At 71.6% G+C, this 26,930-nt stretch carries 20 protein-coding genes; 17 read left to right on the forward strand and 3 right to left on the reverse strand.

Annotated features, from left to right (window positions below; all coding sequences use genetic code 11):
* Positions 1-41 precede the first annotated feature (41 nt).
* Complete coding sequence (locus tag EDD34_RS00960) at positions 42-230, forward strand: hypothetical protein (protein WP_123812914.1); 189 nt, start codon at positions 42-44, stop codon at positions 228-230.
* 25 nt (positions 231-255) lie between these two features.
* Here EDD34_RS00960 and EDD34_RS00965 read toward each other — a convergent pair whose 3' ends face one another.
* Positions 256-1,263 (reverse strand): LacI family DNA-binding transcriptional regulator, encoded by a 1,008-nt coding sequence (locus EDD34_RS00965; protein ID WP_123816237.1) that lies wholly within the window; start codon positions 1,261-1,263, stop codon positions 256-258.
* A gap of 308 nt (positions 1,264-1,571) precedes the next feature.
* Between EDD34_RS00965 and EDD34_RS00970 the strand changes: the two genes are divergently transcribed.
* From EDD34_RS00970 to EDD34_RS01010, 9 genes are all read left to right on the forward strand, one after another.
* Positions 1,572-2,879, forward strand: a complete 1,308-nt coding sequence (locus EDD34_RS00970) for an extracellular solute-binding protein (protein WP_123812915.1) — start codon at positions 1,572-1,574, stop codon at positions 2,877-2,879.
* A 5-nt stretch (positions 2,880-2,884) separates the two neighbouring features.
* Complete coding sequence (locus EDD34_RS00975) at positions 2,885-3,907, forward strand: carbohydrate ABC transporter permease (protein WP_246012129.1); 1,023 nt, start codon at positions 2,885-2,887, stop codon at positions 3,905-3,907.
* A gap of 3 nt (positions 3,908-3,910) precedes the next feature.
* On the forward strand, positions 3,911-4,792 hold the full coding sequence (locus EDD34_RS00980; RefSeq protein WP_123812916.1) for a carbohydrate ABC transporter permease: 882 nt from the start codon (positions 3,911-3,913) through the stop codon (positions 4,790-4,792).
* 57 nt (positions 4,793-4,849) lie between these two features.
* Positions 4,850-7,315 (forward strand): beta-xylosidase/alpha-l-arabinosidase, encoded by a 2,466-nt coding sequence (locus EDD34_RS00985; RefSeq protein ID WP_123812917.1) that lies wholly within the window; start codon positions 4,850-4,852, stop codon positions 7,313-7,315.
* A 346-nt stretch (positions 7,316-7,661) separates the two neighbouring features.
* The gene (locus EDD34_RS00990; protein WP_170176924.1) at positions 7,662-10,757 is read left to right on the forward strand and encodes a S8 family serine peptidase; all 3,096 of its coding nucleotides are present in this window, start codon (positions 7,662-7,664) and stop codon (positions 10,755-10,757) included.
* An 84-nt stretch (positions 10,758-10,841) separates the two neighbouring features.
* The gene (locus tag EDD34_RS00995; RefSeq protein ID WP_123812919.1) at positions 10,842-11,201 is read left to right on the forward strand and encodes an RNA-binding S4 domain-containing protein; all 360 of its coding nucleotides are present in this window, start codon (positions 10,842-10,844) and stop codon (positions 11,199-11,201) included.
* A 209-nt stretch (positions 11,202-11,410) separates the two neighbouring features.
* Positions 11,411-12,112, forward strand: coding sequence for a hypothetical protein (locus tag EDD34_RS01000; protein WP_246012130.1), 702 nt, complete (start codon positions 11,411-11,413; stop codon positions 12,110-12,112).
* Between the two features lie 68 nt (positions 12,113-12,180).
* Positions 12,181-13,050 carry a universal stress protein gene (locus tag EDD34_RS01005; RefSeq protein ID WP_123812920.1) on the forward strand — a complete coding sequence of 290 codons (870 nt, stop codon included), beginning with the start codon at positions 12,181-12,183 and terminating at the stop codon, positions 13,048-13,050.
* Positions 13,051-13,167: 117 nt separating this feature from the next.
* Positions 13,168-14,367 carry a dipeptidase gene (locus EDD34_RS01010; protein WP_123812921.1) on the forward strand — a complete coding sequence of 400 codons (1,200 nt, stop codon included), beginning with the start codon at positions 13,168-13,170 and terminating at the stop codon, positions 14,365-14,367.
* 13 nt (positions 14,368-14,380) lie between these two features.
* Here the strand turns inward: EDD34_RS01010 and EDD34_RS01015 are convergent, their stop codons facing one another.
* Positions 14,381-14,653: a hypothetical protein gene (locus tag EDD34_RS01015; protein ID WP_123812922.1), complete on the reverse strand. Its 273-nt coding sequence runs from the start codon at positions 14,651-14,653 to the stop codon at positions 14,381-14,383.
* Positions 14,654-14,967: 314 nt separating this feature from the next.
* Here EDD34_RS01015 and EDD34_RS20800 point away from each other — a divergent pair, with 314 nt between their 5' ends.
* The 6 genes from EDD34_RS20800 (at position 14,968) to EDD34_RS01045 (ending at position 22,178) form a co-directional block, all read left to right on the forward strand.
* Positions 14,968-17,391 (forward strand): hypothetical protein, encoded by a 2,424-nt coding sequence (locus tag EDD34_RS20800; protein ID WP_211341458.1) that lies wholly within the window; start codon positions 14,968-14,970, stop codon positions 17,389-17,391.
* Positions 17,392-17,578: 187 nt separating this feature from the next.
* Positions 17,579-19,450 (forward strand): molecular chaperone DnaK, encoded by a 1,872-nt coding sequence (dnaK, locus tag EDD34_RS01025; RefSeq protein WP_123812923.1) that lies wholly within the window; start codon positions 17,579-17,581, stop codon positions 19,448-19,450.
* The gene (gene grpE, locus EDD34_RS01030) at positions 19,447-20,130 is read left to right on the forward strand and encodes a nucleotide exchange factor GrpE (RefSeq protein WP_123812924.1); all 684 of its coding nucleotides are present in this window, start codon (positions 19,447-19,449) and stop codon (positions 20,128-20,130) included. Before dnaK ends, grpE begins: the two co-directional genes overlap by 4 nt.
* Before the next feature lie 61 nt (positions 20,131-20,191).
* The gene (locus EDD34_RS01035) at positions 20,192-21,193 is read left to right on the forward strand and encodes a DnaJ C-terminal domain-containing protein (RefSeq protein ID WP_123812925.1); all 1,002 of its coding nucleotides are present in this window, start codon (positions 20,192-20,194) and stop codon (positions 21,191-21,193) included.
* Between the two features lie 62 nt (positions 21,194-21,255).
* The gene (locus tag EDD34_RS01040; RefSeq protein WP_246012608.1) at positions 21,256-21,672 is read left to right on the forward strand and encodes a heat shock protein transcriptional repressor HspR; all 417 of its coding nucleotides are present in this window, start codon (positions 21,256-21,258) and stop codon (positions 21,670-21,672) included.
* 197 nt (positions 21,673-21,869) lie between these two features.
* Complete coding sequence (locus EDD34_RS01045; protein WP_123812927.1) at positions 21,870-22,178, forward strand: DUF1540 domain-containing protein; 309 nt, start codon at positions 21,870-21,872, stop codon at positions 22,176-22,178.
* A gap of 48 nt (positions 22,179-22,226) precedes the next feature.
* Here EDD34_RS01045 and EDD34_RS01050 read toward each other — a convergent pair whose 3' ends face one another.
* Entirely contained in the window at positions 22,227-22,994 is a 768-nt protein-coding gene (locus tag EDD34_RS01050) for a hypothetical protein (RefSeq protein WP_123812928.1), read from the reverse strand.
* 197 nt (positions 22,995-23,191) lie between these two features.
* On the opposite strand from EDD34_RS01050, the gene EDD34_RS01055 reads away from it, so the two are divergent.
* The gene (locus EDD34_RS01055; RefSeq protein ID WP_123812929.1) at positions 23,192-26,926 is read left to right on the forward strand and encodes a sigma-70 family RNA polymerase sigma factor; all 3,735 of its coding nucleotides are present in this window, start codon (positions 23,192-23,194) and stop codon (positions 26,924-26,926) included.
* Positions 26,927-26,930: the final 4 nt, after the last annotated feature.

The raw sequence follows: 26,930 nt of genomic DNA on the forward strand, positions 1-26,930 counted from the left end.
GAGGGGCTGCCGTCGCGTGTGTTGCCCCGAGGAGGCTGACCGTGCTGCATCATGAGCAACCAGCTCGCCCGCGTTCGCGGCGCATGCTGCTGCGTGTCGTCCTCGTGCTGCTCGCGGGGATCGCGGCGATGATCCTGGTGAACCCGTCCCAGACGGACTTCCGCGATGCTCCGGGGGAGTTTCCCGGCGGCATGCACACCATCGGTGAGCTGGTGCCGTTCGGGCGGTGACGCCGGTGGCCCGCGCCCCGACGGGTCAGGAGGCCGGCGGCGGGGCCGTGCTCGCGCGCTCCACGAGGCGCGTGGGCAGGCGCGTGTGATGACCCTGCCCCGTCCGCGGCGCGTCGCTCTCGATCAGCGAGATGACCATGCGCAGCGCCTCGGCGCCCATCTCGCGCAGCGGCTGCGCGACGGTGGTCAGCGGTGGTCGAGCGGCCGCCGCCTCGGGGATGTCGTCGTAGCCCACCACCGAAAGGTCTTCCGGAACCCGCAGCCCGAGCTCCTCGGCCACCTCGACGACGTGGAGCGCCGAGAGGTCGTTGGCGGCGAAGACGGCGGTCGGGCGGTCCGGCCGGTCGAGCAGCTCGTGCGTGGGCCGGTCGGACAGGTCGGGACGGTACCCGCCGGTGAGGACCAGGCTCGGGTCGACCGTGAGCCCGGCGTCGCTCATGGCCTGGCGGTAGCCCAGCTCGCGCAGCCGTGCGGACTCGAGGTCCCGGCGCCCGCCGAGGTGGCCGATGCGGGTGTGACCGAGGCTGATCAGGTGCTCGGTCGCCATGCGCGCCCCGGCGAGGCTGTCGGAGTCCACCGTCGCCGGACCCGTCGGACCGGTGTGCGGGTCGATGGCGACGACGGGGACGCCGTCGTCCGTCGGCACCTGGACCGTGGGCGTGACGATCACCGCTCCGTCGATGAGCGTGCCGCCCAGCCGGGAGAGCGAACGCCGCTCCCAGCCCACCCGGTCGGAGGTGTCGCCGCCGCCGGAGTAGGCCAGCAGCTCGTAGCCGGTGCCCTCGACGGCCTTGGAGATCGCCTTGAGGAGTTCGGTGCTGAACGGCTCGAACTCGGCGACGAGCACGCCGATCACGTTGGTGCGCCGGCGGCGGAGGCTGCGGGCGACCAGTGAGGACTCGTACCCGAGCTGGTCGACGACCTCGAGGACCCGGCTCGCCGTCGTCTGGGCCACCCCGTAACGTCCGTTGACCACCTTGGACACCGTGGCGACGGACACTCCGGCGGCACGCGCGACGTCGGTGATCGTCACGCGGCCGGCGCGGACGGCGCCACCCTCGGGGCCCACCTGCGGGCGGTCGCCGGACGGCGTCACCGAGGGCGGCGACGGCGGGGTCCCCGCCTCGTCACCGTCTTCTGTCCCGGTTCTACCAGGAAAATTCGCACCGCTCTGCACGAAGGAGACACTACCTTGACTACGGTGATGCCACGCGCCCAGGTTTGGTTGTTTAGAAATCGTTATCGACAACGTTTGACCAACCACTGTGTCACGTGCCACTGTCATCGTTGACAGATACTTCCCTGTCGACTCCGTCGATGAAGACCAAGGGGTTCAGAACCATGACAAGGACGAAGCGAAGCGCGGCCGTGATCGCGCTGGGCTCGGCCGTCGCACTGTTCGCGGCTGCCTGTGCCGGACAGGGCGGCGGCGGTGGCGGCAGCACCGACGCGGACGCCGACACCATCACCTGGTGGCACAACTCGAACACCGGCGAGGGCAAGGCGTACTACGACCAGCTCGCCGAGGACTTCGAGGCCGAGACCGGTGTCACGGTCGAGGTGAGTGCGATGCAGCACGAGGACATGCTGACCAAGCTGCAGGCGGCATTCCAGTCCGGCAACGACGAGCAGATCCCGGACGTCTACATGAGCCGGGGCGGCGGCGAGCTCCAGACGGAGGTCGAGACCGGCGTCGTCCGCGACCTCACCGAGGACGCCGCGGACGAGATCGAGAAGATCTCTGCCTTCACGGGCCAGTACACCGTGGACGAAAAGGTTTACGCGCTCCCCTACTCGATGGGGATCGTCGGCTTCTGGTACAACGAGGACCTCTTCGCCGAGGCCGGGATCGACGAGGTCAGCCCGAGCCCCACCATCGAGGAGTTCTACGGGTACGTCGAGAAGCTCGACGCCGCCGGGATCACGCCTCTGTCGGTGGGCGCCAAGGACAAGTGGCCCGCCGCGCACTACTGGTACTACGCGGTGGTCCGCGAGTGCACGTTCGAGACGGTCGAGGCGGCCATCGAGAGCAAGGACTACTCCGACCCGTGCTTCATCAAGGCCGGTGAGAACGTCGAGGACATCATCGCCGAGGAGCCGTTCAACAAGGGCTTCCTCTCCACGGGCGCGCAGGACGGCCCGACGTCGGCGTCCGGCCTCCTGGCGACCGAGAAGGTGGCCATGGAGCTCGCGGGCCACTGGGAGCCGGGTGTGGCCGGCGGTCTGACCGAGGACGAGCAGGTGCCGGAGTTCCTCGGCTGGTTCGCCTTCCCGACGTTCGACGGCCAGGCCGGTGACCCGGCCGACCAGATGGGCGGCGGTGACGCCTGGTCGGTGTCGTCGGGTGCGCCCGACGCCGCGGTCGACTTCGCCAAGTACCTCCTGTCCGACGAGGCGCAGCAGGGCTTCGCCGAGCTCGACATGGGCCTGCCGACCAACCCGGCGGCGACGGACTCCGTCAGCGACGAGGCCCTCGCCCAGCTGATCCCGGTCCGCGACGGCGGCGGCAACACCCAGCTCTACCTGGACACGCGCCTCGGCCAGTCCGTGGGTGGCGCCATGAACGACGCGATCGCCCTCATGTTCGCCGGTGAGGCGGGTCCGCAAGACATCGTCGACGCGATCCAGTCGGCAGCCGAGTCGGAGTGAGTGACGTGGCAGACGACGTGACCACGTCGGACGTGGCCGCTTCGCCTGCGACGTCGCCCGTGCAGGGCGCCGCCGGCCGCACCTCCCAGGTGCGGCCGGCGGCCTCCGCGCGGGGCGGACGCCGCCGGATGAACTCGCAACTGCGCAAGCGCCTCGAGATCTTCTTCTTCGTGGCGCCCGCCCTGGCGCTCTTCGCGATGTTCGTGATCGTGCCGATCGTGACAGCCGTGCAGATGTCGCTCTTCCGGTGGAAGGGGATCGGGCCGCTCGTCGACTTCGTGGGCCTCCAGAACTACGTGTCCGTGCTGACGAACGACGTCTTCACGGGCGCGGTGACGCACAACCTGCTCATCGTCGGCTTGTCGATCGTGATCCAGCTTCCCCTCGGCCTGGCGATCGCGCTGCTCCTGAACCGCAAGATGTGGGGGCAGAGCGCGCTGCGCACGATCATCTTCGTGCCGTACGTCCTGGCCGAGGTGGTGGCCGGCGTGATCTGGCTGCAGTTGCTGCAGCCGCAGTACGGCGTCATCGACGGGATCTTCACAGCCGTCGGGCTGGAAGGCCCGGACCAGGGCTGGCTCGGTGACCCGGACCTCGCCCTGGGGACCCTCATGGTGGTCCTCACCTGGAAGTATCTCGGCCTGGCCGTGATCCTCTTCCTCGCCGGGCTGCAGAGCGTGCCGGAGGAGCTCTACGAGGCCGCGCAGCTCGACGGTGCCACGTGGTGGCAGGTGCAGCGCAAGATCACCATCCCGCTGCTCGGCCCGACGCTGCGCACCTGGGGCTTCCTGTCGATGATCGGCTCGCTCCAGCTCTTCGACATGGTGTGGATCCTGACCCGCGGCGGGCCCGCGAACGCCACGACCACGATGGCGACCTTCCTGGTCAACGAGGGAACTCAACGAGCCAACTTCGGCATCGCCGGGGCAGCCTCCGTGGTGCTGTTCGTCATCGCGCTGTTCATGGCGGTGCTCTACCAGCAGTTGATCCTGCGCCGTGACACGCGGCCCGAGACCGGGAGGAAGTGACCCATGAGTGCTCAGACGATGAGCGACCTCTCCCTGGCGCCCACGACGCGGCAGCGACGTCCGGGAGCCTTCCGTCCCGCGAACGTCGTCGTGTACGGCATCGCCCTGGTGGTCGTCGCGCTCACGCTCGGCCCCGTGATCTACGGGGTGCTGGGCGGTTTCCGCACCAACGCCCAGCTCGCCGCGACGCCGGCGGGCCTGCCCGACCCCTGGGTGCTGGACAACTACATCGGGGTGCTGACCAACCCGACGTTCTGGCAGTACACCTGGAACTCCGCGGGCGTCTCGCTGATCACGACGGCGGTCGTGGTGATCTTCGGCGTCATGGCCGCCTACCCTCTGGCGCGCTACGAGTTCAAGGGGCGTGAAGGGCTGTTCATGGTGTTCGTGATCGGCCTGCTGTTCCCGGCCACGGTCGCGATCGTGCCGCTGTTCATCCTCATCACGCAGAACCTGCAGCTCGGCAACACCTGGATCGGTGTCGCGCTGCCGCAGGCCGCGTTCGCCCTGCCGATGACCGTGGTGATCCTGCGCCCCTTCCTCATGGCCCTGCCCAAGGAGCTGGAGGAGGCCGCCATGATCGACGGCACGAGCAGGATCGGTTTCTTCTGGCGGATCCTCATCCCGCTGTCGGGGCCGGGAATGGTCACCGTGGGCGTGCTCGCCTTCGTCGGGTCCTGGAACGCGTACCTGCTGCCGCTGCTCCTGCTGCAGGGCGACATGAAGACCTTGCCCCTCGGCGTCGCGGACTTCTCGTCGGAGCACGCCTCCGACACCGCCGGCGTCTTCGCCTTCACCTCCCTCGCGATGATTCCCGCACTCGTCTTCTTCCTGGCGATGCAGAAGCGGATCGTCAACGGACTCCAGGGTGCCGTCAAGGGCTGACGACGGCCGAGTCGGAATGCCCGGACAGCACCCAGCACTTGCAGAAAGGACGGTCCGATGACGGATCTCGAAGTGGCCCTGCCGGCGATGCCGGAGGTGTCGGAGCGCGTGCACGACCTGCTCGCGCGGATGACCCTCGAGGAGAAGCTGGCCCAGATCGTCGGGTACTGGCTGGACCAGGGCGGCAACGTCGTCGCACCCATGCAGGGCGAGATGGGTGGAGGCCAGGGCTCCGGTGAGCTCGCCGAGGTCACCAAGCACGGCCTGGGGCACTACACGCGGGTGTACGGCACCCGGCCGGTCGACCCCGCGGAGCGGGCCGCCTGGTTGTGGGAGGAACAGCGGCGCCTGAAGCGCGAGACCCGGCTCGGCATCCCGGCCATCGTGCACGAGGAGTGCCTCACCGGCCTCGCCGCGTGGCAGGCCGCGACGTTCCCGACGCCGTTGGCCTGGGGTGCGTCGTTCGATCCCGGGCTCGTCGAGGAGATGGGCCGGGCGATCGGCGCGTCCATGTCGGAGCTCGGCGTGCACCAGGGCCTGGCCCCGGTGCTCGACGTCGTCCGCGATCCGCGCTGGGGGCGGGTCGACGAGTGCATCGCCGAGGATCCGTACGTGGTGGGCACGATCGGCACGTCGTACGTCCGTGGTCTCCAGGACGCGGGTGTGCACGCGACGCTGAAGCACTTCGTGGGCTACTCCGGTTCCCGGGCGGGACGCAACCACGCGCCCGTGAGCGCCGGTCCGCGCGAGATCGCCGACACGTATCTGCCGCCGTTCGAGATGGCGGTGCTGGACGGCGACGTGCGGTCGGTCATGAACTCCTACACCGACGTCGACGGCGTCCCGATGGCCGCGAACGAGGAGTACTTCACCACGCTCCTGCGCGAGAAGTGGGGCTTCACGGGCGTGGTCGTCTCCGACTACTTCGCCGTGGCGTTCCTGACCGTGATGCACGCCGTCGCGGCGGACCGCGGTGACGCGGCCGCGCAGGCCCTCACCGCGGGGATCGACGTCGAGCTCCCGTCGGGCGACGCGTTCCTCGCGCCCCTGGCGGAGCGGATCCGCTCCGGCGAGTACGACGAGGCGTACGTGGACCGCGCGGTCCGGCGCGTCCTGGCACAGAAGGAGGAGCTCGGCCTGCTCGAGCCGGACGCCTTCGAGGGCGAGCCGCCCACGGAAATCGATCTCGACCCGCCGGGGCACCGCGACATCGCGCGCCGCCTCGCGGAGGAGTCCGTGGTCCTGCTCGCGAACGACGGCGTGCTCCCGCTCCTCGGGGCCGACGGCGGGACGCCCGGCCGGGTGGCCGTCATCGGCCCGAACGCCGACCGGCCCGAGGCCCTCATGGGCTGCTACTCGTTCGCCAACCACGTGCTGGCTCATCACGAGCAGGTGGATATCGGTTTCGAGATCCCGTCGGTGCTGGAGGCCCTGCGCGGGGAGTTCCCCGGCGCCGAGCTGACCTACACGGTGGGCTGCACCGTCGAGGGCGCCGACACCGCCGGCTTCGCGGACGCGGTGGCGGCCGCCGAGGCCGCGGACGTCGCCGTGGTGGTGGTCGGTGACCAGGCCGGGCTTTTCGGGCGCGGAACCGTGGGCGAGGGCAACGACAGCGAGTCGCTGGAGCTGCCCGGCGTGCAGCGCGAGCTGGTCGAGGCGCTTACCGCCACGGGCAAGCCGGTCGTGATGGTGCTGCTCACCGGCCGTCCGTACAGCATCGGCTGGGCGCTGGACGGCACCGGGCCGCGGCCGGGCGCCGTGCTCCAGGCGTTCTTCCCGGGCGAGGAGGGCGGCACCGCCGTCGCGCGGGTCGTGTCGGGGCGCGTCAACCCGTCCGGGCGGCTGCCCGTGTCCCTGCCGCGCAGCACCGGGGCGCAGCCGTACGCCTACCAGCACCCGATCCTGGGCGGTCCGTCGGAGGTGACGAGCACCGATCCGACGCCGGCGCGGCCGTTCGGTTTCGGCCTGTCGTACACGACGTTCGAGCGAGAGCTCGTCGCGGTGGACGCCGAGGTAGCGGCAGGTGGAGCGTTCCGCGCCGTCGTGCGGGTCACGAACACGGGACAGGTCGCCGGGGCCGACGTCGTGCAGCTGTACGGGCACGACGTGATCGGGTCGATCGCGCGGCCGACGGTGCAGCTCCTCGGGTACGAGCGCGTGACGCTCGGGCCGGGGGAGACGGCGACCGTGACGTTCGACGTGCCCACGCAGCGGTTCGCGTTCTCCGACCGGAGGATGGTCAGGATCGTCGAGCCCGGCGACGTCGAGGTGTGGGTCGGCGCCAGCGCGGGTGACAGCGTCGTCAAGGTGGTCGCCGAGGGTATCGCGGACACCGACGACGCGCGTGCGGCGAGCGAGAACGGCCAGCCGGCCGACTCCGCCCCGCGAGCCGACGGCGACGGGCGGACCGATGCCGACCGTGGACCCGCCATGACCCGCCGGACGGTCCGCATCACCGGCGCCGTCCACGAGGTGACCGCCTCGGACCGTCGCTGGGTCACCGCGACGATCGCGAATCACTGACCGGTTCCGAGGGCTGACACGCCCTCAGGGAATGCGCGAATGCCACGGCATTCGACGGAGCGCTGGCCTGGCGATTTCTTCGCCGGGACAGCGCTCCGGTCGTTTTCTCACCAGAACGGGATTGCGAGAATGCGAGCGTTCGATGACCGCGCCGGACGGCCGGAGGCCTTTTCATTGACTCGCGCCGGTGCTGGATTTTTCACCCGTCGGGTGAAGCTCTGCGAAATATGTCCTCGATGTCGGTCAATATGTATACACTCCGAGTGCCTCCACCCGCCGCCGACGGCGGATCACCGTGCTCGATTTCGCGGGCACATTCAGCACCCCCGGAGATTCCATGCATTCCATGTTCACACGTGTGGTCGCGTCCGCGGCCGCCGTCGCCTTCCTGGCCACCCCAGGAACCGCGGCTGCCCTCGTGCCCGACGACGACGGGCAGATCGCTGCCCGCACCTTCCGTAGCGGCGATCAGGCCGCGGGCGACGGCGCCCTTCAGCCCATGACGCGGGAAATGTCGAGCGCCGTGCGGCCCGAGGAGAAGATCACCGCCGCCGCACGCAAGAAGCTCACCGCGAGCGGGACCACCGACTTCTGGCTGCGGTTCGGCGAGGCGCCCGACCTGTCCGCCGCCTACGAGATCAGCGACTGGGCGGAGCGCGGCCGGTACGTCACCGAGACGTTGCAGGCGGCGGCGCAGGACTCGCAGGCCGCGGCCATCGCGGACCTGGAGCGGGCCGGCGTCTCGTACGAGACGTACTGGGCGTCGAACGCCATTCTGGTCGAGGGTGGGTCGCTCGACCTGGCGACGGAGCTGGCCGCGAACGTCGACGTGACGCAGGTCCGCCCGACGGTCCGGTACGCGCTGCCGGAGCCGGTCGGCGCGACCGCCGAGGAGGAGGCCGCGGCGGCGGCGTCGACCTCTGGGATCGCCGCCATCAACGCGGACGACGTCTGGGCGCTCGGCGCCACCGGCGAGGGCATCGTGGTGTCCAACATCGACACCGGCGTGGACCGGACGAACGCGAGCGTCGCCGCGGCGTATCGCGGGGCGACGACGGGTCACGACTACAACTGGTACAACTCGGCCGGGACGGGGGGCAGCTACCCCAACGACGCCAACGGTCACGGCACCCACACCATGGGCACGATGGTCGGCGGCGTCGGCACGGCGGCGTCGAGCGGCAACGAGTTCTCGTTCGGCGTGGCCCCCGACTCGGAGTGGATCGCGACCAACGGGTGCGCGGATCTGTGCCTCGACTCCTCGCTCATCGCGTCCGGGCAGTGGATCCTCGCGCCGACCCGGTGGGACGGCTCGGGTGCCGACCCGGCGAAGCGGCCGCACGTCGTGAACAACTCCTGGGGTGCTCCGCTGTCGACGGACCCGTTCATGGAGGACGTCACCGGAGCCTGGGAGGCCGCGGGGATCTTCGCCGCCTTCGCCAACGGGAACGAGGGCGAGCTCGGCTGCGACAGCTCGGGCTCGCCCGGTTCGCGGGCGGCCACGTACTCCGTGGGTGCGATGCGCGCGAACGGCGAGATCGCGAACTTCTCGTCCCGCGGGCCGGGGCAGAGCGGTACGGTCAAGCCGGACGTCACCGCGCCGGGCGTCGGTGTCCTCTCGGCCGTTCCGGGGAGCACGAAGCTGGAGCGGCTCTCGGGGACGTCGATGGCGACCCCGCACGTGGCGGGCGCCGTGGCGCTGCTGTGGAGCGCCGTGCCGGCACTGGTCGGGAACGTTCCGGAGACGCGCGCCGTCCTCGACCGCTCGGCGGTCGACGTGGGCGGCACCGCCGCCCTCGAGTGCGGCGGCACGGCGGAGGACAACAACGTCTACGGCGAGGGCCGGCTCGACGTCCTGGCCGCGTACGAGCTGACGCAGTCGATGGAGTTCGAGGCGACGCAGGAGCCGTCGGTGACGGGGACGGCGAAGGTCGGTCAGACGCTGACGGCGGTGGCCGACGGGGCCGCGTGGTCGCCGGTGGCGAGCCTGGAGTACCAGTGGCGCCGGGACGGCAAGATGATCTCGGGCGCGACGAACGGCACGTACAAGGTGCAGCCGGCGGACGCCGGGGCGCAGCTCACGGTGTCCGTGCTGGGTACCGCCGAGGGGCGCCTGCCGACCACCCGGACCAGTGCGCCGACCGCGCCGGTGGCGAACACGACGATGAGCGGTGGCGGCTGGATCAGCGGGGCCGTGCGTGTGGGCAACGTCGTGCGGGCGAGCTCCGGGACGGCGTGGCCGTCAGGGACGCAGTTCACGTATCAGTGGAAGGCCGACGGTACGGCGATCTCGGGCGCCACGGGCTTCACCTACAAGCCCAACGCGTCGAAGCGGGGCGCGAAGCTCACCGTGACCCTGACCGCGAAGCGCAAGGGCTATGACACGGTGCGGAAGACGGTCGGTGGCAAGACGGTCGCCTCCGGCGTGTTCTCCGGGTCCGTCCCGCGGATCCAGGGGACACCGGCGGTGGGCCGGACGGTCAAGGCGATCGCTCCCCAGTGGACGCCGGGCCGTACCCGGACCACGTACCAGTGGAAGGTGAACGGCAACAAGATCAGCGGTGCGACCAGCGCGTCGTACAAGGTGCCGTCGAAGTACAAGGGCAAGACCCTCACCGTCACGGTCAAGGGCTACCGCACCGGCTTCAAGAGCTGGTGGCGCACGAGCAAGGGCCTGGCGATCGGCAAGGAGTTCACGACGACCTCCCGGCCGGGCATGTCGGGCACCCTGAACGTCGGGGGGAAGCTGACCGCGAAGCCGGGTACCTGGAAGCCGGGTCCCTCGGGCCTGTCCTACCAGTGGTTCGCCAACGGTGAGCCGATCGCGGGCGCCACGGGCAAGACCCTCAAGATCAAGGGCGCGCAGTACAAGAAGCGCATCTCCGTGCAGGTGACCGCCCGCCGTTGGGGCTACGCGACCACGCCCCGCATGAGCGAGCGGACCAGCAGGATCGTCCCGTCGCACGTCACGATTCCCGAGGGCGGCCTCTGGGCCGCTCAGGGCGGCACCTATACCGCCAAGGCAGGTTCGTCGCTGTGCACGTGGGAGCGATTGGCGTCCCCGACGAACCGGCTCGGCGCGGACTACGGCTCCGGCCAGCGGGTCGCCACGGTCAAGTCCACGGACTGGGCCTTCTGGTCCGAGGGCTGCGGAACCTGGACGAAGTACTACCCGGGGATGGTGAAGGCACGGACCTCCACCTGGTCGAACGGGGTCTGGATCCTCGGCGACCAGCTCCAGCGCGGCACCTACGTGACCGCGGGCCCGTCCGTCGACGGCGGATCGGCCTGCTACTTCGCGATCCTCAAGGAGACGACGGGTAACCGCAGCGGAGCCCATGTCATCAGGTCGGGGACCGCCACCGAGCCGATGACGCTGACGCTGCCGTCGGGCGCCCGCGCGTTCGAGACGGCCGGCTGCAGCTGGAAGCGCGTGAGCTGACCTCACCCGCTCCGTCCCGCCGGGGCAGAGGGTTCCGCCGCGAACCCTCTGCCCCGGCGGCGTCGTTCGGGGCAAGATGGGGTGATGCGAGTCGATGTGTGGTTGTGGGCCGTCCGGCTGTTCAAGAGCCGCTCCGTGTCGGCCGCCGCGTGCCGGGCCGGGCGGGTGCGGATCAACGGCAAGCCCGCGAAGCCGGCGTCGCACGTCGCCGTCGGCGACCGGGTGACGTGGCGCGACGCGCTGCGCGGGCGCGACGTCGAGGTGGTGGAGCTGGTGCCCAAGCGCGTCGGCGCGCCTCTGGCCGTGAAGGCGTACCTGGACCACAGCGAGCCGCTCCCGACGCGTGTCGAACGCGAGGCGGTGGGCGTGCGGGATCGTGGCACGGGCCGCCCCACGAAGCGCGAACGCCGGGAGATCGACCGGCTGCGCGGCCGCCGCGGATAGGTCTCGCGTGAACGGGCCGCGCGGGAGCGTGGCGTCCGATCACGTCGCCGGTCGGAGCTCCGGCGGGGTGTGACGACATGCTGCCCGTCCGGTCGGGACCAAGGTCCCGCGTGGCCAGGTCAGGAGGCCCTGGAGGTGCGTGCTCGGCTACAGGAAGCTGGACTCAGCGGTCGGGATGCGCCCGGCCCCGGTCTCCTGGAGGCGACGAGATGAGCACGTTCAACCAGTACTTCGGCGAAGGGGGGCCGGTGATGCGTGCCTCGTCGGTGAGGCCCGGTGCCATGAGGTCCGCCAGCGCCGCGCACCCCGGCGCGACGTCGTCCGGCCCTGCGTCGTCCGGCTCCGCGTCGTCCGGTGCGGCCGCCCACGGGCAGCACACCGCGATGTCGGCCGGCCAGACCCACGCCGTGACGGCGGAGACGACGGCGTCGTCCGTGATCCGCTACGGCCTCGCGACCATCCGCCTGCTGATCGGGTTCGAGTTCCTCTGGGCGTTCGGCGACAAGCTGTTCGGCTGGGGCATGGCGACGCCCGCCGAGGCGGCCTGGCTGAACGGAGGGTCTCCCACCACCGGCTACCTGAGCGGTGTCGAGGGCCCGGCGGCCGGCGCGTTCAACGCGATGGCCGGGAACGTGGTCTTCGACTGGCTCTTCATGCTGGGCCTGCTGGGTATCGGCCTGGCCCTGATCCTTGGTGTCGGGATGCGCATCGCGGCGGCCGCGGGGGCCCTGCTCCTGCTGCTCATGTGGGTGGCGTCCTTCCCGCTCGGGGTGAACCCGTTCGTCGACTACCACCTGGTCGACGCCGTCCTGCTGGTGGTCCTCGCGGCGGCTCTCGCGGGCGACACTCTCGGGCTCGGGCGCTGGTGGGGTGAGCGGTCGATCGTGAAGCGCTACCCGGCGCTCAGGTGAGTGGACGAGAGGGCTTCGACCGTTCCGATGTCGTAGAAGACGCAAGGTTTCCACGAGAGGAGAGAGCGATGGACAGCACGTGGCACAAGGGCGTCGTCGTCGGCGTCGACGGCTCGCCGGAGAGCCTGGCGGCGCTCGACTGGGCAGCGTCCGCCGCGGACCGGCACCAGGCACAACTCACCGTCCTGTCGATGTACGAGACGGCCCGGGACCCGATGCCGGGTGTGCAGGCCGAGCTCAAGGACCTGCTCGTGGCGGCGGAGCAGGCGCTCCACCGGGCCGAGGGCAGGCTCGGCGGCACGCGTCCCGGCGGCCACGCCGTCGAGTTCGCGACCGCGCCCAGCACCGCGGCGCGGGTGCTCGTGCAGCGTTCCCGCACCGCCGACCTCGTGGTCGTCGGGCGACGTGGCCTCGGCCGGGTGGGCCGGGCGCTGCTGGGATCCGTCTCCTCGGCGGTGGTGACCCAGGCGCACGGGCCCGTGGTCGTGGTCCCGTTCGAGGCCGGGACGGGTGTTCCCCGACGGATCGTCGCGGGCGTCGACATGCCCGAAGAGGCCGACCACATCCTCGAGCGCGCGTTCGCCGAGGCGGAGGTGTGCGGATGCCGGCTCGACGTCATGCGCGCGCTGGACGTCTCCCTGCTGGGCGACGCGCTGCGCGAGTACGAGACCTCCGGGATGGCTCAGCGGGCGGCCACGCAGGAGGCGCTCGCGCAGGACGTCCGGAAGTGGGCGGAGAAGTTCCCGGCGGTGTCGGTCGAGCTGGCAGTCCGTGGCGGCCCGGCCGCCTCCGTGCTGGTGCACGACGTGACGCCGGAGGACCTGCTGGTCGTGGGCGGGAAGCGGCACAACCGGGTCACGGGACGGCTCCTCGGCTCGGTGACCGACCAGGTCGTACGGGAGGCGGGCTGCCCCGTCATGGTGGTCAGGGCCGCGTGACGTGAGACCGCGTGACGAGAGGGCACGGGCGGATGGCGACGGCCACCCGCCCGCACCTCTTCCGTGCCGCCTCCGCACCGGCGGGACCCGCGTCCCGCCTCCGGTAGCGTGACGTCCATGCCCGCGCCCACGCCGCCGTCGGACATCGCCGACCGCATCGCCGCACTGCTGGACCGCCACCCCGTCTGGGACGGCCACAACGACCTGGCGTGGGAGGCACGGGGGCAGGTCGGCTACGACTGGTCCGCGCTCGACATCGGCGCGGGGACGGCGGGACGCACGCACACCGACATCGCGCGGTTGCGGGCCGGCGGGGTCGGGGCGCAGTTCTGGTCGGTGTACGTGCCCTCGGACCTGCCGGGCAGCGCGGCGGTCACCGCGACCCTCGAGCAGATCGACGCGGTGCGACGGATGGTGGAGACCTGGCCGGACGCGTTCGCGCTCGCCCTGGCGGCCGACGACGTCGAGAAGGCCTGGGCCTCCGGGAGGATCGCCTCGCTGATGGGCGCCGAGGGCGGCCAGTCCGTCGACTCCTCGCTCGGCACGCTTCGCATGCTCTACGACCTCGGCGTGCGGTACATGACCCTGACGCACAACCACAACACCCCGTGGGCGGACTCCGCCACCGACGAGCCCTCCCGGCACGGCGGCCTCAGCGAGTTCGGGGTCGAGGTGGTGCGTGAGATGAACAGGCTCGGGATGCTCGTGGACCTGTCGCACGTCTCGGCCGCCACGATGGACGCCGCGCTGGACGTCACGGAGGCGCCGGTCATGTTCTCCCACAGCTCGGCCCGCGCCGTCTGCAACGTCCCGCGGAACGTGCCCGACGACGTCCTGGCGCGGCTCGGCGACAACGGCGGGCTGTGCATGGTGACGTTCGTGCCGGCCTTCGTGAACCCGGACATCGGTGCCTGGCGGGCCGAGGCGGCCGACGCCGCTCGGGAGCGCGGCATCGACCCCGCGAGCTACACCGCGTTCAGCGCGTTCGCCGAGGAGTGGGAGGCGGCTCACCCGATCCCGCCGACCAGCCTGGACGACGTCGTCGCGCACATCGAGCACGTGCGCGACGTCGCGGGGATCGACCACGTGGGCCTCGGCGGCGACTACGACGGCGCCAGCGGGTTCGCGCCTGGCCTCGAGGACGTGTCGGGCTATCCGAATCTGCTCGCCGCACTCGTCGGCCGCGGCTGGGCGGACGCGGACCTGGCCAAGCTGACCAGCGGCAACATGCTGCGCGTCCTGCGTGACGCCGAGGGTGTGGCCGAGCGGCTCGCGACGGAGCGAGGGCCGGGCACGGCCCGGTTCGACCGAGGCTGACGGACTCCGGCGGTCAGGAGCCCAGCTCGACGACCTTTCTCTGGAAGCCGAGCGCCACCTTCTGCAGCGACTCGAGCGGGGTGTCGCCGTTGCGTTCGCTGATCTGCCCGAGCATCGACCCCGATGCGGCGAGCAGCGCGACCATCACGTCACGAGCCTCGCCCCGGCTGGTGAGGGCCTCGTCGAGAAGGTCCTGGACCAGCGGTGAGCGCAGCCCGTCCTCCTCCGGATCGAGCAGCGCGGTGAGGAGAGCGATCGACAACGAACTGCCCTGGACGCTTGCCATGTGAACCCCCTGGTGACAGCAGCTGTTTGGGCACGACCTGACGCGCCCCCTGCGTGCGTCCGACCATGTCACTTGTGTATCGCACCTCGTGGCAGCGCGCCTGCCGACGGGGACATCCGTTGCCTTGGCGGACCGCTCACGCAAGCCCGCCGCGCCATGTCGCACGGGCCGAGTGGGTGAAATCTCATGATTTCACCCGCGATGACCGCGATCTCGCTTGACCCGGGCAAGTCACGACGGCGAGTCTTCATGCCGACCGCCCGGCCGACACGCGGGAGGGCGGCGGAAACACGAGGACGGGTGGGCAACCGCAGATGGGTCAGGGCACCAGCAGATTCGCGTTCGCGGCGACGAAGGCGGTGGCCGGCACACTGGCTGCCGCCGTCGTCTGCGGGACGGCCGCCGGAGCGCTGAGCGCGGCACCGGCCGTAGCCGCGCAGAACGCGCCACCGGCCGTCGCCGCGGACCACGCGCCTGCGGCGGCCGCACCGCCAGGCACGACCGTCGCGGCGTCGGGCGCCCCGCTGGCCGGTGCCCGGCTCCCCGCGCTGATCGCCGACGGGCTGGCCGAGGCGTCGCACAGCCGGTACGTGTACGACGGGGCCACGCGGACCGTGAAGGTGACGGTCCGCACCACCATCCGGAACGCCAAACCCGACCAGGGCCTCATGTACTTCTACTGGGACGCCCACGGCATCCCGGTCCCGAAGGGGGCCGAGAACGTCCGCGCCACGAGCGCCGGGCAGTCGCTGTCCGTGCGGTTCGAGCCCACGGAGGACAAGTTCACGACGTGGGCGACCGCCTCGTTCTCGGGCCTGCGGTACGGGCAGAGCCGGACGATCGACTGGAGCTACACGATCCCCGGCGACCCGATCCGCTCCGAGGGGTACACCCGTGTCGGCAAGGGGTACGCGACCTTCGCGACCCAGGCGGTCGGCGACCCCGGCTCCGTGACCGTGGAGGTCGTCGCGCCCGAGGCGATGGAGTTCACCAACATGGTCGGGGAGTTCAGCGAGAAGAAGGCGGACGGCAGGAGAACCTGGTCCACGAGCTCGGCGACGGACGAGTACGGCATCTGGTCCCCGGTCTCGCTGCGCAACCCCGACCAGGCCGACACGACGCAGGTCGAGGTCGGCGGCGAGAAACTGACGCTGCTCAGCTTCCCGGACGACAAGAAGTGGACCAAGTTCGTCAAGAAGCGGCTCACCGACGGGCTGCCCGTCGTGGAGGAGATCGTGGGCCAGGACTGGCCCGGCGGCCTCCAGCAGATCCGGGAGGACGTCTCCCCGGAGGTGGTCGGGTACGCCTGGTACGACGGCCAGCAGGAAGAGATCGTCATCGGGGAGGACCTGGACGAGCAGCTCTTCTACCACGAGCTCACGCACACCTGGGTGAACGGCGAGACCCTCGAGGGCCGATGGCTCGTCGAAGGTTTCACCGAGGCCATCGCGCGGCGGGTCGTGAAGGAGACCGGCGGGAAGGTCGACCGGACCGGCGTCGCCCGTGACGCGGACGGCGCACTGGCGCTGTCCACCTGGGCGCACCTGGGACAGGACTTCCAGGACGTCGACGACGCCACGGAGGACTACGCCTACGCCGCCGCTCCCGCGACGATCGAGAGGCTCGTGGCGGACCTCGACGACGAGGAGTTCACCGACCTCGTCTCCGCCCTGCTCGAAGGGCAGTCCGCCTACGAGGAGCCCGGCGACAAGCACGTCTGGGACACGCCCGACTGGCGGAGCCTGCTCGACCTGCTGGAGGACCGCGCCGGCGTCGAGGGGGCCCAGAAGATCCTCAAGAACTGGGTGCTCACCGACAAGGAGAAGCAGGAGCTCCCGAAGCGCGCCAAGGAGCGAGAGCAGTACTTCGCGCTCGACGAGGCCGACGGCGACTGGGCACCCCCGCAGGGCATACGCGTCCGGATGACGCAGTGGGAGTTCGGCCGTGCCGCCGAGGAACGCAAGGCGATCGGGGACGAGACCCCCGAGGCGGCGCGCCGCATCCAGGAGGCCGCCGCGGCCGCGGGGTTCCCCGCCCCGTCCGCCGCGCGCGACGCGTACGAGAAGGCCGGCACCGGCCTCGACTACACCGACCTCACCGAGACGCTGCCCCGCACCGCGGACGTGACCGAACAGGTGAGCGACGCCGTGCGGAAGGCCGACGAGAAGCGTGACCCGGTCACCGAGCTCGCCGAGACGATCCTGTTCACCGAGGACGCCGCCGACCGCGCCGTGCAGGAGCTGGATTCCGGCCATCTCGACGCCGCGGCCGAGGGCGCCGAGCACACCACGCAGCTCGTGGACCTCGCCCGCTGGGTCGGCATCCTGCTGGTGGTGGTCGTGCTCGGCCTCGTGCTGCTCGTGGTGTGGCTGGTGATCCGCGCACGACGGCGGCGCCGGACCGCCCCCGCGCTCGCGGTCCAGCACGCGCCGGGGGTTTCCGGCGTGTCCGACCAGGCGGAGCAGTGGTTGTCCGGCCGGGCCGAGCGGCCCGGTGACGGGTCCCCGCAGCCGTCGGCATCCCCGTGGCCGTCGGCAGAGCAGGGTTCGGCGGAGCCCCGTGCGACGCTCCCGAGGGCGGCCGGGCCCGAGGCGGTCGAGGCCGCGCCCTCGCTGCCCCCGCACCAGCTGCCCCCGCCCACCGGCCCCTGGGACGTCGAGCCCGCCGAGCCCGCCGAGCCGCGGCGAGGTGCCGCCACGCCGGACGACACCGTCTCCGACGACGGGCAGGCGCGGTGACTGCACGGTCGTAGCGGCCCCGACCGGTCGGGAATAGGGGCCACGGGCCCAAGGTTGAGCCATATGGACTCAACTTTGGGCCCGTCGGCTTGCCAGGCGGCGGCCGGGGATCTAGGTTGAGTGCAGCAGACTCAACCCGTGCGACGGTGGCCACCCTGGTCGCCGTCCGCCCCGCGAAGGAGAAGACATGTCCCGATCCGTCGGTATCGACCTGGGTACCACCAACTCGGTGGTCACCGTCCTCGAGGGTGGCGAGCCCACCGTCATCGCGAACGCGGAGGGCTCGCGCACGACGCCGTCCGTCGTCGCCTTCTCCAAGACCGGCGAGGTCCTGGTCGGCGAGGTCGCGAAGCGCCAGGCCGTCACCAACGTCGACCGCACCATCTCGTCGGTCAAGCGTCACATGGGGACGGACTGGTCCCAGGACATCGACGAGAAGACGTACACGGCGCAGGAGATCTCCGCCCGCATCCTCGGCAAGCTCAAGCGTGACGCGGAGGAGTACCTCGGCGAGCCCGTCACCGAGGCCGTCATCACCGTTCCGGCGTACTTCAACGACGCCGAGCGCCAGGCCACGAAGGACGCCGGGCAGATCGCGGGCCTCACGGTGCAGCGCATCGTCAACGAGCCCACGGCCGCCGCCCTCGCCTACGGCCTGGACAAGGGCAAGGAGGACGAGCTCATCCTCGTCTTCGACCTGGGCGGCGGCACCTTCGACGTGTCCCTGCTCGAGGTCGGCAAGGACGAGGACGACTTCTCCACCATCCAGGTGCGCGCCACCTCCGGCGACAACCGCCTGGGCGGCGACGACTGGGACCAGCGCGTCGTCGAGCACCTGATCAAGCAGGTGAAGAACTCCGAGGGCGTCGACCTGTCCAAGGACAAGATCGCCCTGCAGCGCCTCCGTGAGGCCGCCGAGCAGGCCAAGAAGGAGCTCTCGTCCGCGACGAGCACCAACATCTCGATGCAGTACCTGTCGATGAGCGAGAACGGCCCGATCCACCTGGACGAGAAGCTCACGAGGGCTCAGTTCCAGCAGATGACGCAGGACCTCATCGACCGCACCAAGCAGCCGTTCCACGCCGTGATCCGCGACGCGGGCATCTCGGTGTCGGACATCGACCACGTCGTGCTCGTGGGCGGCTCCACCCGCATGCCGGCCGTGACCGAGGTCGTCAAGGAGCTCACCGGCGGCAAGGAGCCCAACAAGGGCGTGAACCCGGACGAGGTCGTGGCCGTCGGTGCCGCGCTGCAGGCCGGCGTCATCTCCGGTGACCGCAAGGACGTCCTGCTCATCGACGTGACCCCGCTGTCGCTCGGCATCGAGACCAAGGGTGGCGTCATGACCCGCCTCATCGAGCGCAACACCGCGATCCCGACCAAGCGCAGCGAGGTCTTCTCCACGGCGGACGACAACCAGCCGTCGGTGGCGATCCAGGTGTTCCAGGGCGAGCGCGAGTTCACCCGCGACAACAAGCCGCTGGGCGTCTTCGAGCTCACCGGCATCGCCCCGGCCCCGCGCGGCGTGCCGCAGATCGAGGTCACGTTCGACATCGACGCCAACGGCATCGTGCACGTGTCCGCGAAGGACCGCGGCACCGGCATGGAGCAGTCCATGAAGATCACCGGCGGCTCGGCTCTCCCCAAGGACGACATCGACCGCATGGTCAAGGACGCCGAGGCGCACGCCGAGGAGGACAAGAAGCGTCGCGAGGAGGCGGACACCCGCAACCAGGCCGAGGCCTTCGCGTACTCCATGGAGAAGCAGATCGCGGACAACCGCGACAAGCTCCCGGCCGACGTGGTCTCCGAGGTGGAGGCGGACGTCGCCGCGGTGAAGACCGCACTGGAGGGCGAGGACGCCGAGGCCGTGAAGACCGCCTACGAGAAGCTGGGCACGTCCTCCCAGAAGATCGGCCAGGCGCTGTACGCCGCGGCCGAGTCCGAGGGCGGCCAGCCGGGTGCCGACGGCGCTCCGGCGGGCGGCGAGCCGAAGCAGGCGGCTGACGACGACGTCGTCGACGCCGAGATCGTGGACGACGAGAGCGACAAGAAGTGACCGATCAGACACCGCAGGGCTCGCCCGGGCCCGAGAACCCGGGGGAACGCTCGTTCGAGTTCAACGACAAGCGCAGGATCGACCCGGAGTCCGGTACGCCGCGTGAGCCGGACACCGGTGCGGCCGGCGGAGGTTCCCCCGACAACGGGACCTCCGACGACGGCGCCGCCGGGAACGAGCCCGCTGACGCCGCCACGGATCCGCTGGAGGCGCTCGACTTCGAGCCCTCCGGCGAGGCCGGGGAGGACGCCGCGGTGCTCGCCGCCAAGGCGGAGGCCGCACAGCACCTCGACGCGCTCCAGCGCGAGCGGGCGAGCTTCACGAACTACCGCAACCGCGCCCTGCGTGACCAGGAGGTCGCGCGGGAACGGGGCATGCAGGACGTGCTGGCGGCGCTGCTCCCCGTGCTCGACGACGTCGAGCGGGCGAAGCAGCACGGCGAGCTGAGCGGCCCGATGGCGGCCATCGCCGAGAAGCTCGACCAGTCCCTCGCCAAGTTCGGGATCGAGCGTTTCGGCCAGGTGGGTGAGGAGTTCGATCCGCAGGTGCATGATGCGCTCATGCACAACACCGACGCCGAGGCCACCAGCACCACGGTGAACCTCGTCGTCGAGCCCGGTTACCGGATCGGCGAGAAGGTCGTGCGCGCCGCGCGCGTCGGCGTCGTCGGTCCCGAGTGACTCCCCGGTGGTGGGGCCGCTCCGGCCCCACCACCGCCCGAACGCCCCAGACGGAGGTGCCGTGACCGGTCAGGACTGGATGGAGAAGGACTTCTACGCCGAGCTCGGCGTCCCCAAGGACGCCGACGCGGCGGCGATCAAGAAGGCCTACCGGAAGCTGGCCCGGACCTACCACCCGGACCAGAACCAGGGCGACGAGCAGGCCGAGGCCAAGTTCAAGGCGATCGGCGAGGCGTACGCGGTGCTGTCGGACCCCGAGCAGCGCCGCCAGTACGACGCGATCCGTGCCATGGCCGGTGGTGCCCGTTTCTCGGCCGGTCCGGGTGGTGGCGGAGCGGGTGGCTTCGAGGACATCCTCGGGGCGATGTTCGGTGGGGGAGGCGGCGGAGGTGCCGGTCCCCGCGTGCGGTACTCGCAGGGTCCGGGCGCCGGCCAGGGCGCCGCCGGTTTCGAGGACATCCTGGGCAGCATGTTCGGCGGTGGCGGCGGCGCGCCCGCCGGGTTCCGCGCGCCGGAACGTGGCGCGGACATGCAGGCGTCGACCACCCTGCCGTTCCGTACGGCCCTGGAGGGCGCGACGGTCGACCTGACCGTCGACGGCCGCAAGCTCACGGCCCGGATTCCCGCCGGGGTCAACGACGGCCAGAAGATCCGGCTGCGCGGCAAGGGGCGGCCGGGCGCCGGGGGCGGCGAGCCCGGCGATCTGCTGATCACCGTCCACGTGACCGAGCACCCGGTGTTCGCGCTCGACGGGGCGAACGTGCGCCTCACGCTGCCGGTGACCTTCCCGGAGGCGACCCTGGGCGCCACGGTGGAGGTCCCGACGCCGTCGGGCGAGACGGTGAAGATGAAACTCCCCGCCGGGACGCCGTCGGGCAAGGTGCTGCGGGCCAAGGGCCGCGGTGCGCAAACCGCGCGCGCGACGGGGGACCTGCTGGTGACCGTGCAGGTCGTGGTGCCCCAGAAGCTGAGCAAGAGTGCCAGGGAGGCGCTGGACGCGTTCGCGGCGGCGAGCGACGGCACCGACCCGCGCGCCGACCTGGCGGAACGGGCGAAAGGGTAGGAGGAGCCGTGGCCGACGACGCACCGGTGTTCACCGTGTCCCAGGCGGCGGAGCTCGCGGGCATGCACCCCCAGACGCTTCGGCAGTACGACCGGCTGGGGCTGGTCGTGGCCCGCCGGACGCGCGGGCGCGGGCGCCGGTACTCGCTGCGTGACGTCGCGCGGCTGCGGCAGGTGCAGGAACTCGCCCAGGGCGAGGGCGTCAACCTCGCGGGCATCAAGCGCATCCTCGATCTCCAGGCGCACGTGTCGATGCTGGAGGAGCGGCTCGAGGAAGCGCTCGTGCAGCTGCAGCAGACCGGCCGCGTCTTCGCTGCCGGGACGAGCGGGGACGTGGTCGTGGTGCCTCGCGGACGTCGGGTGCGGCGCGGCGAGATCCACGTCGAGGAGACCGTGGTGGAGCGGGGCGAGGGGGTGCGTCGCTCGCGGACGTCCGGTGCGCTGGTGCTCTGGCGGCCGCACCGCGGCGACCGCGGATGAGTGGGCCCGTGCCCGCCTCCCGAGATTTTCCCGATGCAATTGTTTCTTAAATGGAATTGTCCGATCCGGTGCCATCTCTAAAGTTCAGGCAAGCCTTTCCTGGCTATCCGATCCCGGAATTGTGGAATACGTTTGTCGGGTTACCACGGGACGCCCGGTGAACTGCCCGGCGTGCCGTCCGTACCGGGGAGGTAAGCATGAGCACGCTGATGGAGATGCCCGAGGTCGCCGAATGCTCGGTGGAGGGCTGCGGATACAACCACGACCACGGCTGCCACGCCGGAGCGGTCACCATCGCCGGGCATTCCGGTGACGCGGCCTGCGCGACGTTCATCCCGCTGAGCACCAAGGGCGGCCTCGACAAGGTCATCGCCCACGTGGGCGCCTGCCAGCGCGGCGAGTGCACGCACAACGACAACCTGGAGTGCACCGCCGGCTCGATCCGGGTCGGAGCGGGTCCGGACGAACCGAGCCACGCGGACTGCCTCACGTTCGAGACGCGCTGAACCCACCCCACGGCGGCGGTGAGCCGGCGCCTCCCACCCGCGCGGTGGTCAGCGGCCCAGGTGCGTCAGCAGCATGAGCGCCGCGTCGTGCCGGTCCGGCAGCCGCTCCAGCCAGACCCGGGTGGGGCGCCGCACCTCGGCGGTCAGGCCCAGCACCTCGGCGTTGTGCTCGACGACCCGGCGCAGCGCCTGGCCCATGTCGGCGGTCGCCCTCCCACGCTCGCACAGCACGGCGTAGGTGGCGTCGGTGATCGCCGCCATGGGGTGGCCCTCACCGAACACCTGGTGCAGGGTGCGCCCGATCGCCGCGGACCGCGCGAGGCGCTGCCAGGTGTCGAGATCGTCGATGCCGACGTCGAGCATGAGCAGGCAATGGGTCGTGGTGACATCGGTGCCGTCGCGCTGCGCGGCGCCGTAGGTCTCTCGCAGACGCTCGGCGAGATACTCGCCCGTGGGCAGTCCGGTCGCCGGGTCGTGCGCTGTCACCTGGAGCGGGACACGTTCGCTCTCCGCGACCCAGCCGACCGCGACGGCGCGCATGACGTGCGGGGGGATGGGCAGTGAGGCGACCGTGTAGAGCACGGTGACATCGTCGAGCGTCTCGGCGATGCCCGCGCCCACCGCGGCGCGGGCAGCACCGAGCCGCTCGGCCGGCCCGTCGACCGGCCGGCCGTCCGCCACCGCTTCCACGAGCGCCTCCACCGCGGGGTGGTACCAGTCCCCAGGACGGATCCACACCGTGGCCAGGCTCTCGTCGCGCCAGCGCTCACGCAGGCCGCGGACGGGATTCCGCGCCTTCTGGTGCGACTCGCTCATAATTGTTGGACCCCCACGGGGATACATCATGACGCATATTTCGGCCGGTGAGACCACCCCTGGCCCGATTTCATCCGTGGTTTCACCCTCCCCCGTTCCGCACCAATGGCCCTATAGTCTGATCTGTCAAGTGTGTTCAGGAGCCGTCGGCGAACCACTCCGGACGGGCACGAGACCGAGGCGACGAGGTTGGCAACGTGACGCAAGTGGATCGCGGCGCAGGAGAGGCGCCGAGCGATGCCGAGTTGATCCTCCAGGTCAGGTCAGGGGACCGGGAGGCATTTGGCGCGCTCTACACGCGTCACGCGGCCGCCGCGCGGGCCCTGGCCCGGCAGTACGTGAAGCCCGGCGACGCCGAGGACGTCGTCGCCGATGCCTTCGGGAAGCTCTACGAGATGCTGCGTCGCGGCGCCGGCCCGGACAGCGGGTTCCGCACCTACCTCTACACCGTGGTGCGACACCGTGCGTACGACGTCTCCCGCGGGGCGAACCGGATGCGTCCCGCCGAGGACGCGGAGATCGAGGCCGCGCTCGGCCGGGTCGCCTCCTCGGAGGACCCCGCCCTACAGGGCTTCGAGCGCTCCGTGGTCTCGCGCGCGTACTTCGGACTTCCCGAGCGCTGGCGGGAGGTGCTCTGGTACTGCCTGGTCGACGACCTCAAGCCGGCGCAGGTCGCGCCCGTCCTGGGTCTCACCCCGAACGGCGTGTCCGCGCTCCTGTACCGGGCCAAGGACGCCCTGCGTGACGGCTACCTGCAGCAGCACCTGACGCACGCGCCGTCGGACACGTGTCGTGCCGTGAACCCCCACCTCGGGGGTTACGTCCGCGACAGCCTGTCGCGCCGGGAGAAGGCGCGGATCGAGGGGCACCTGTCCACCTGCGGCACCTGCAGCGCACTCGTGCTGGAGCTCGCCGACGTCGCGCACGGGATGAAGTGCGTTGTCGCACCGCTCGTACTGGGGGCCGCGGGGCTGGCGCTGGTCGGCTCGGCGATCCCGCTGGGGGCGAGCCTCGCGGCGGCCGTCAAGGCGGCGTCGGCCGGTGGGCTCACGGGTACCGCGGCGGGTGGCGGAGCAGCCGGCGCGGGCGGCGTCGGTAGCGCGGCGGCCGGGGGCTCCGGCATCGGCGTCGGGGCGAGCGCGGCGGGCGCGGGCACGACGGCGGCCGCGGGAACCACGACGGCGGCGGGCGCCGGCGCGACGGCGACGGTCGGCACCACGACAGCCGGCGCCGCGGCCACGGCGGGGGCATCCGTCACGACCACGGCGGCCGGTGTCGCCGGGGCGACGGCGGGCGCGACCGCCGTCGGCGTGGTCGGGGCCGGCGGTGCGGCGGCTGCCGGGGCGCTCACGGTCGCGACGGTCGGCGTGGTCGCCGCGTTGCAGATCATCGGTACGCACGCCGACGCGGAACACAGGCCGTCCGAGGTCGTCGTGGCGTCGCCCGAGGCGTCGATGTCTCCTGAGCCGACGTCGAGCGGGGATCCGGTCGCCCCGCCGGAGGAGCGCGCCGCCGATCCGGCGAACCTGCTTCCACTCGTCGAAGACCTCTCGCTGTCCTTCGTCGGTGGTGACTCGCCGCTGGAGCCGCGGCGGGCGCAGGACGTCGTGCTCACGCTGGAGAACCGCGGCGGGGCCGAGGTCACCGGGACGAGCGTGCGTCTCACTCTGCCTGACGGGATGACGATGGCCGCCCAGGAATCGGCGTCGGGCACGGGTATCGGGAGGTCGATCGCCGGCTCCGCTGATGAGCCCTCCAGCGGCGACCCGGCCGGACGGTCTGGCGACGGCCGCACCAGCGCCCCGGGTGAGAAGGGCGACCCCGGCACCGGAGACGCGGCGCGCACGCCCCCGGCCGCGGCGGAGACCCCGTCCGGCCAGGCGGGCACGGCCGACGACGACGACGGCTCCGGCACCGGCTCCGAAGCGGACGCGGACAGCGCCGCGGGCGACCAGGCCGACCCGGCGCGGACCGTCTGCACGCCGGGTGCCGAGCCGGGCGCCGTCCTGTGCGACGTCGGGCTGCTGGGCGCCGGCGTGACCCACGAGGTGCAGGTCACCGTGCGTGCGCAGGCCGGCGGCAGTTACCCGATCGCCGCCGAGCTGCGAGCCGACGAGATCGACGCGACCTCCATGGAACTGCCCGCGCGGCAGGTCGCGTCGTTCGGCCCGGAACTCACGGTGCGGTCCGAGGCCACCGGCCTCGCGTCACCCGGCAGGGGCGTCCTTCCCGTGCAGATCGGGAACACCGGCGACCGGGACGCGACGTCGGGCTGGTCCATGGCGGTGACATTGCCCGAGGGCGTCCGCCCCGCCGCGGAGCAGACCGCACTCGTCTGCACGGTCGTCGAGGCGCGGACCTGGTCCTGCGCTGCCGGGGAGCCGTCCCGGATCACCCCGGGACACTGGCGTGACCTGCCGCTCGCCCTGGTCGCCCTCCCGGGCGCCGCGGTAGCCACCGCCCAGGCCACGGGCACGGCCAGCGTGACACCGGCCGACGTCTCCCACGCGAACGGCGCCCGGGCCCAGGTCACCGTGACGTCGGCATGGGCGGGCGCCGCGCACGGCGTCGGCGCGCTCGCGGCGAAGTGCGTCGAGTCCGGCGGGGTGGACGAGGCGAGGGCCCAGATCGCCGGCACCTACACGAACACGACGCCGGGAACGGTGTCCGTCGCGCTCGAGGCGGCCGGTGACACCGTCTCGCACATCGACCCGCTGTCACCTGGCGAGAGCGTCACGCTCCGGCGCGACGAGGGCATCCGCGTCCCCGGAGGCTCGGCGACCTGGGTCCTCACCCGGGTCGTGGAGGGCACCGCCTACGAGCACCGGGTGCCCGCGGGCGAACTCGCCGCCCTGGACTGCTACGACCCCGACTGGAGCGCGACGGCCAAGGCCGACACCGTGAACGCCGCCGGCAGGGTCGGCGTCCGGGGCACCCTCGCGAACACGTCGGACGAGGCCATGAGCGTGAAGATGGTCGTGAAGGGGAGGTCCGGCACGCTGGTCTCGGAGGCGCGGACCGTGCCGCCGGGCGGTCGGGAAACGTTCACGGTGGCCACGGGGCGCCAGCGCCTGCCCGCCGGCGCGGTGACCTTCCAGCTGGCCCGCTGGACGGTCGACAAGGACGGTGATCCGCCCACCGGCCCGGCCCGGCCCGACGCCGAGCCCAAGGCCACGTACGGGCAGGCCGTGATCGCGCCGACATACGTCGCGCGGCACGCGGTGGGTGCGGAGTGCACCTACGACACCGACCGAGGCGCCTCGATCGGGACGTTCCGGATCCCGGTGGACAACAGCGCCTCCACCCTGCCCGTGACCTTCCGGCTGGGCGGCACGACGCTCACGGTGGCGGCGGGTGAGACCGGCACCGTGGTGACACGGGTGCCGTGGGGCACCGAACGGCTTCCCCTCCTGTCGGGCGAGCGGACGCTCGGCGACATCGACGTGTCGTTCCCGTCCTGCGCCCACCTGGGCTGGCCCGACGACTCCGTCGCGGTCCAGGTGGAGGCGCGGTGCGTGGACGGCCACGAACAGGTGGTCGCGGACGTGCGCAACACGAGCGGTGTCACCTGGCGGGGAAGCCTCGTGGGGAAGTACTCCGGACGGAGCGGCCACGAGACCGAGGTGCCCGCCCGGGGGAAGGCGACGCTCGTCCTGCCGAGCTCGGCCGCGCCGGTCCCCGACCTGGAGGTGCTCGTGCGGCTCAGCCGCGAGTTCGAGGGCACCGTGCGCACGGTCGAACGCGGCTACGAGGTGGCGCAGGTGGTCTGCTGGTCGCAGGACAGGTGCCAGGACGGCTCGGAGGCACCGAACTGGTTCGACGCGCTGTTCGGCAGGCACTGCGAGGACGAGGGCGGCGACGCCGGCGACGAGCGGGTCGAGCAGGCCACGTTCATCCCGCCGAGCATCTGGGGCCGAAGCTACGGAGCGTGACGCC

This window comes from Myceligenerans xiligouense (assembly GCF_003814695.1).
GTDB lineage: Bacteria > Actinomycetota > Actinomycetes > Actinomycetales > Cellulomonadaceae > Myceligenerans > Myceligenerans xiligouense.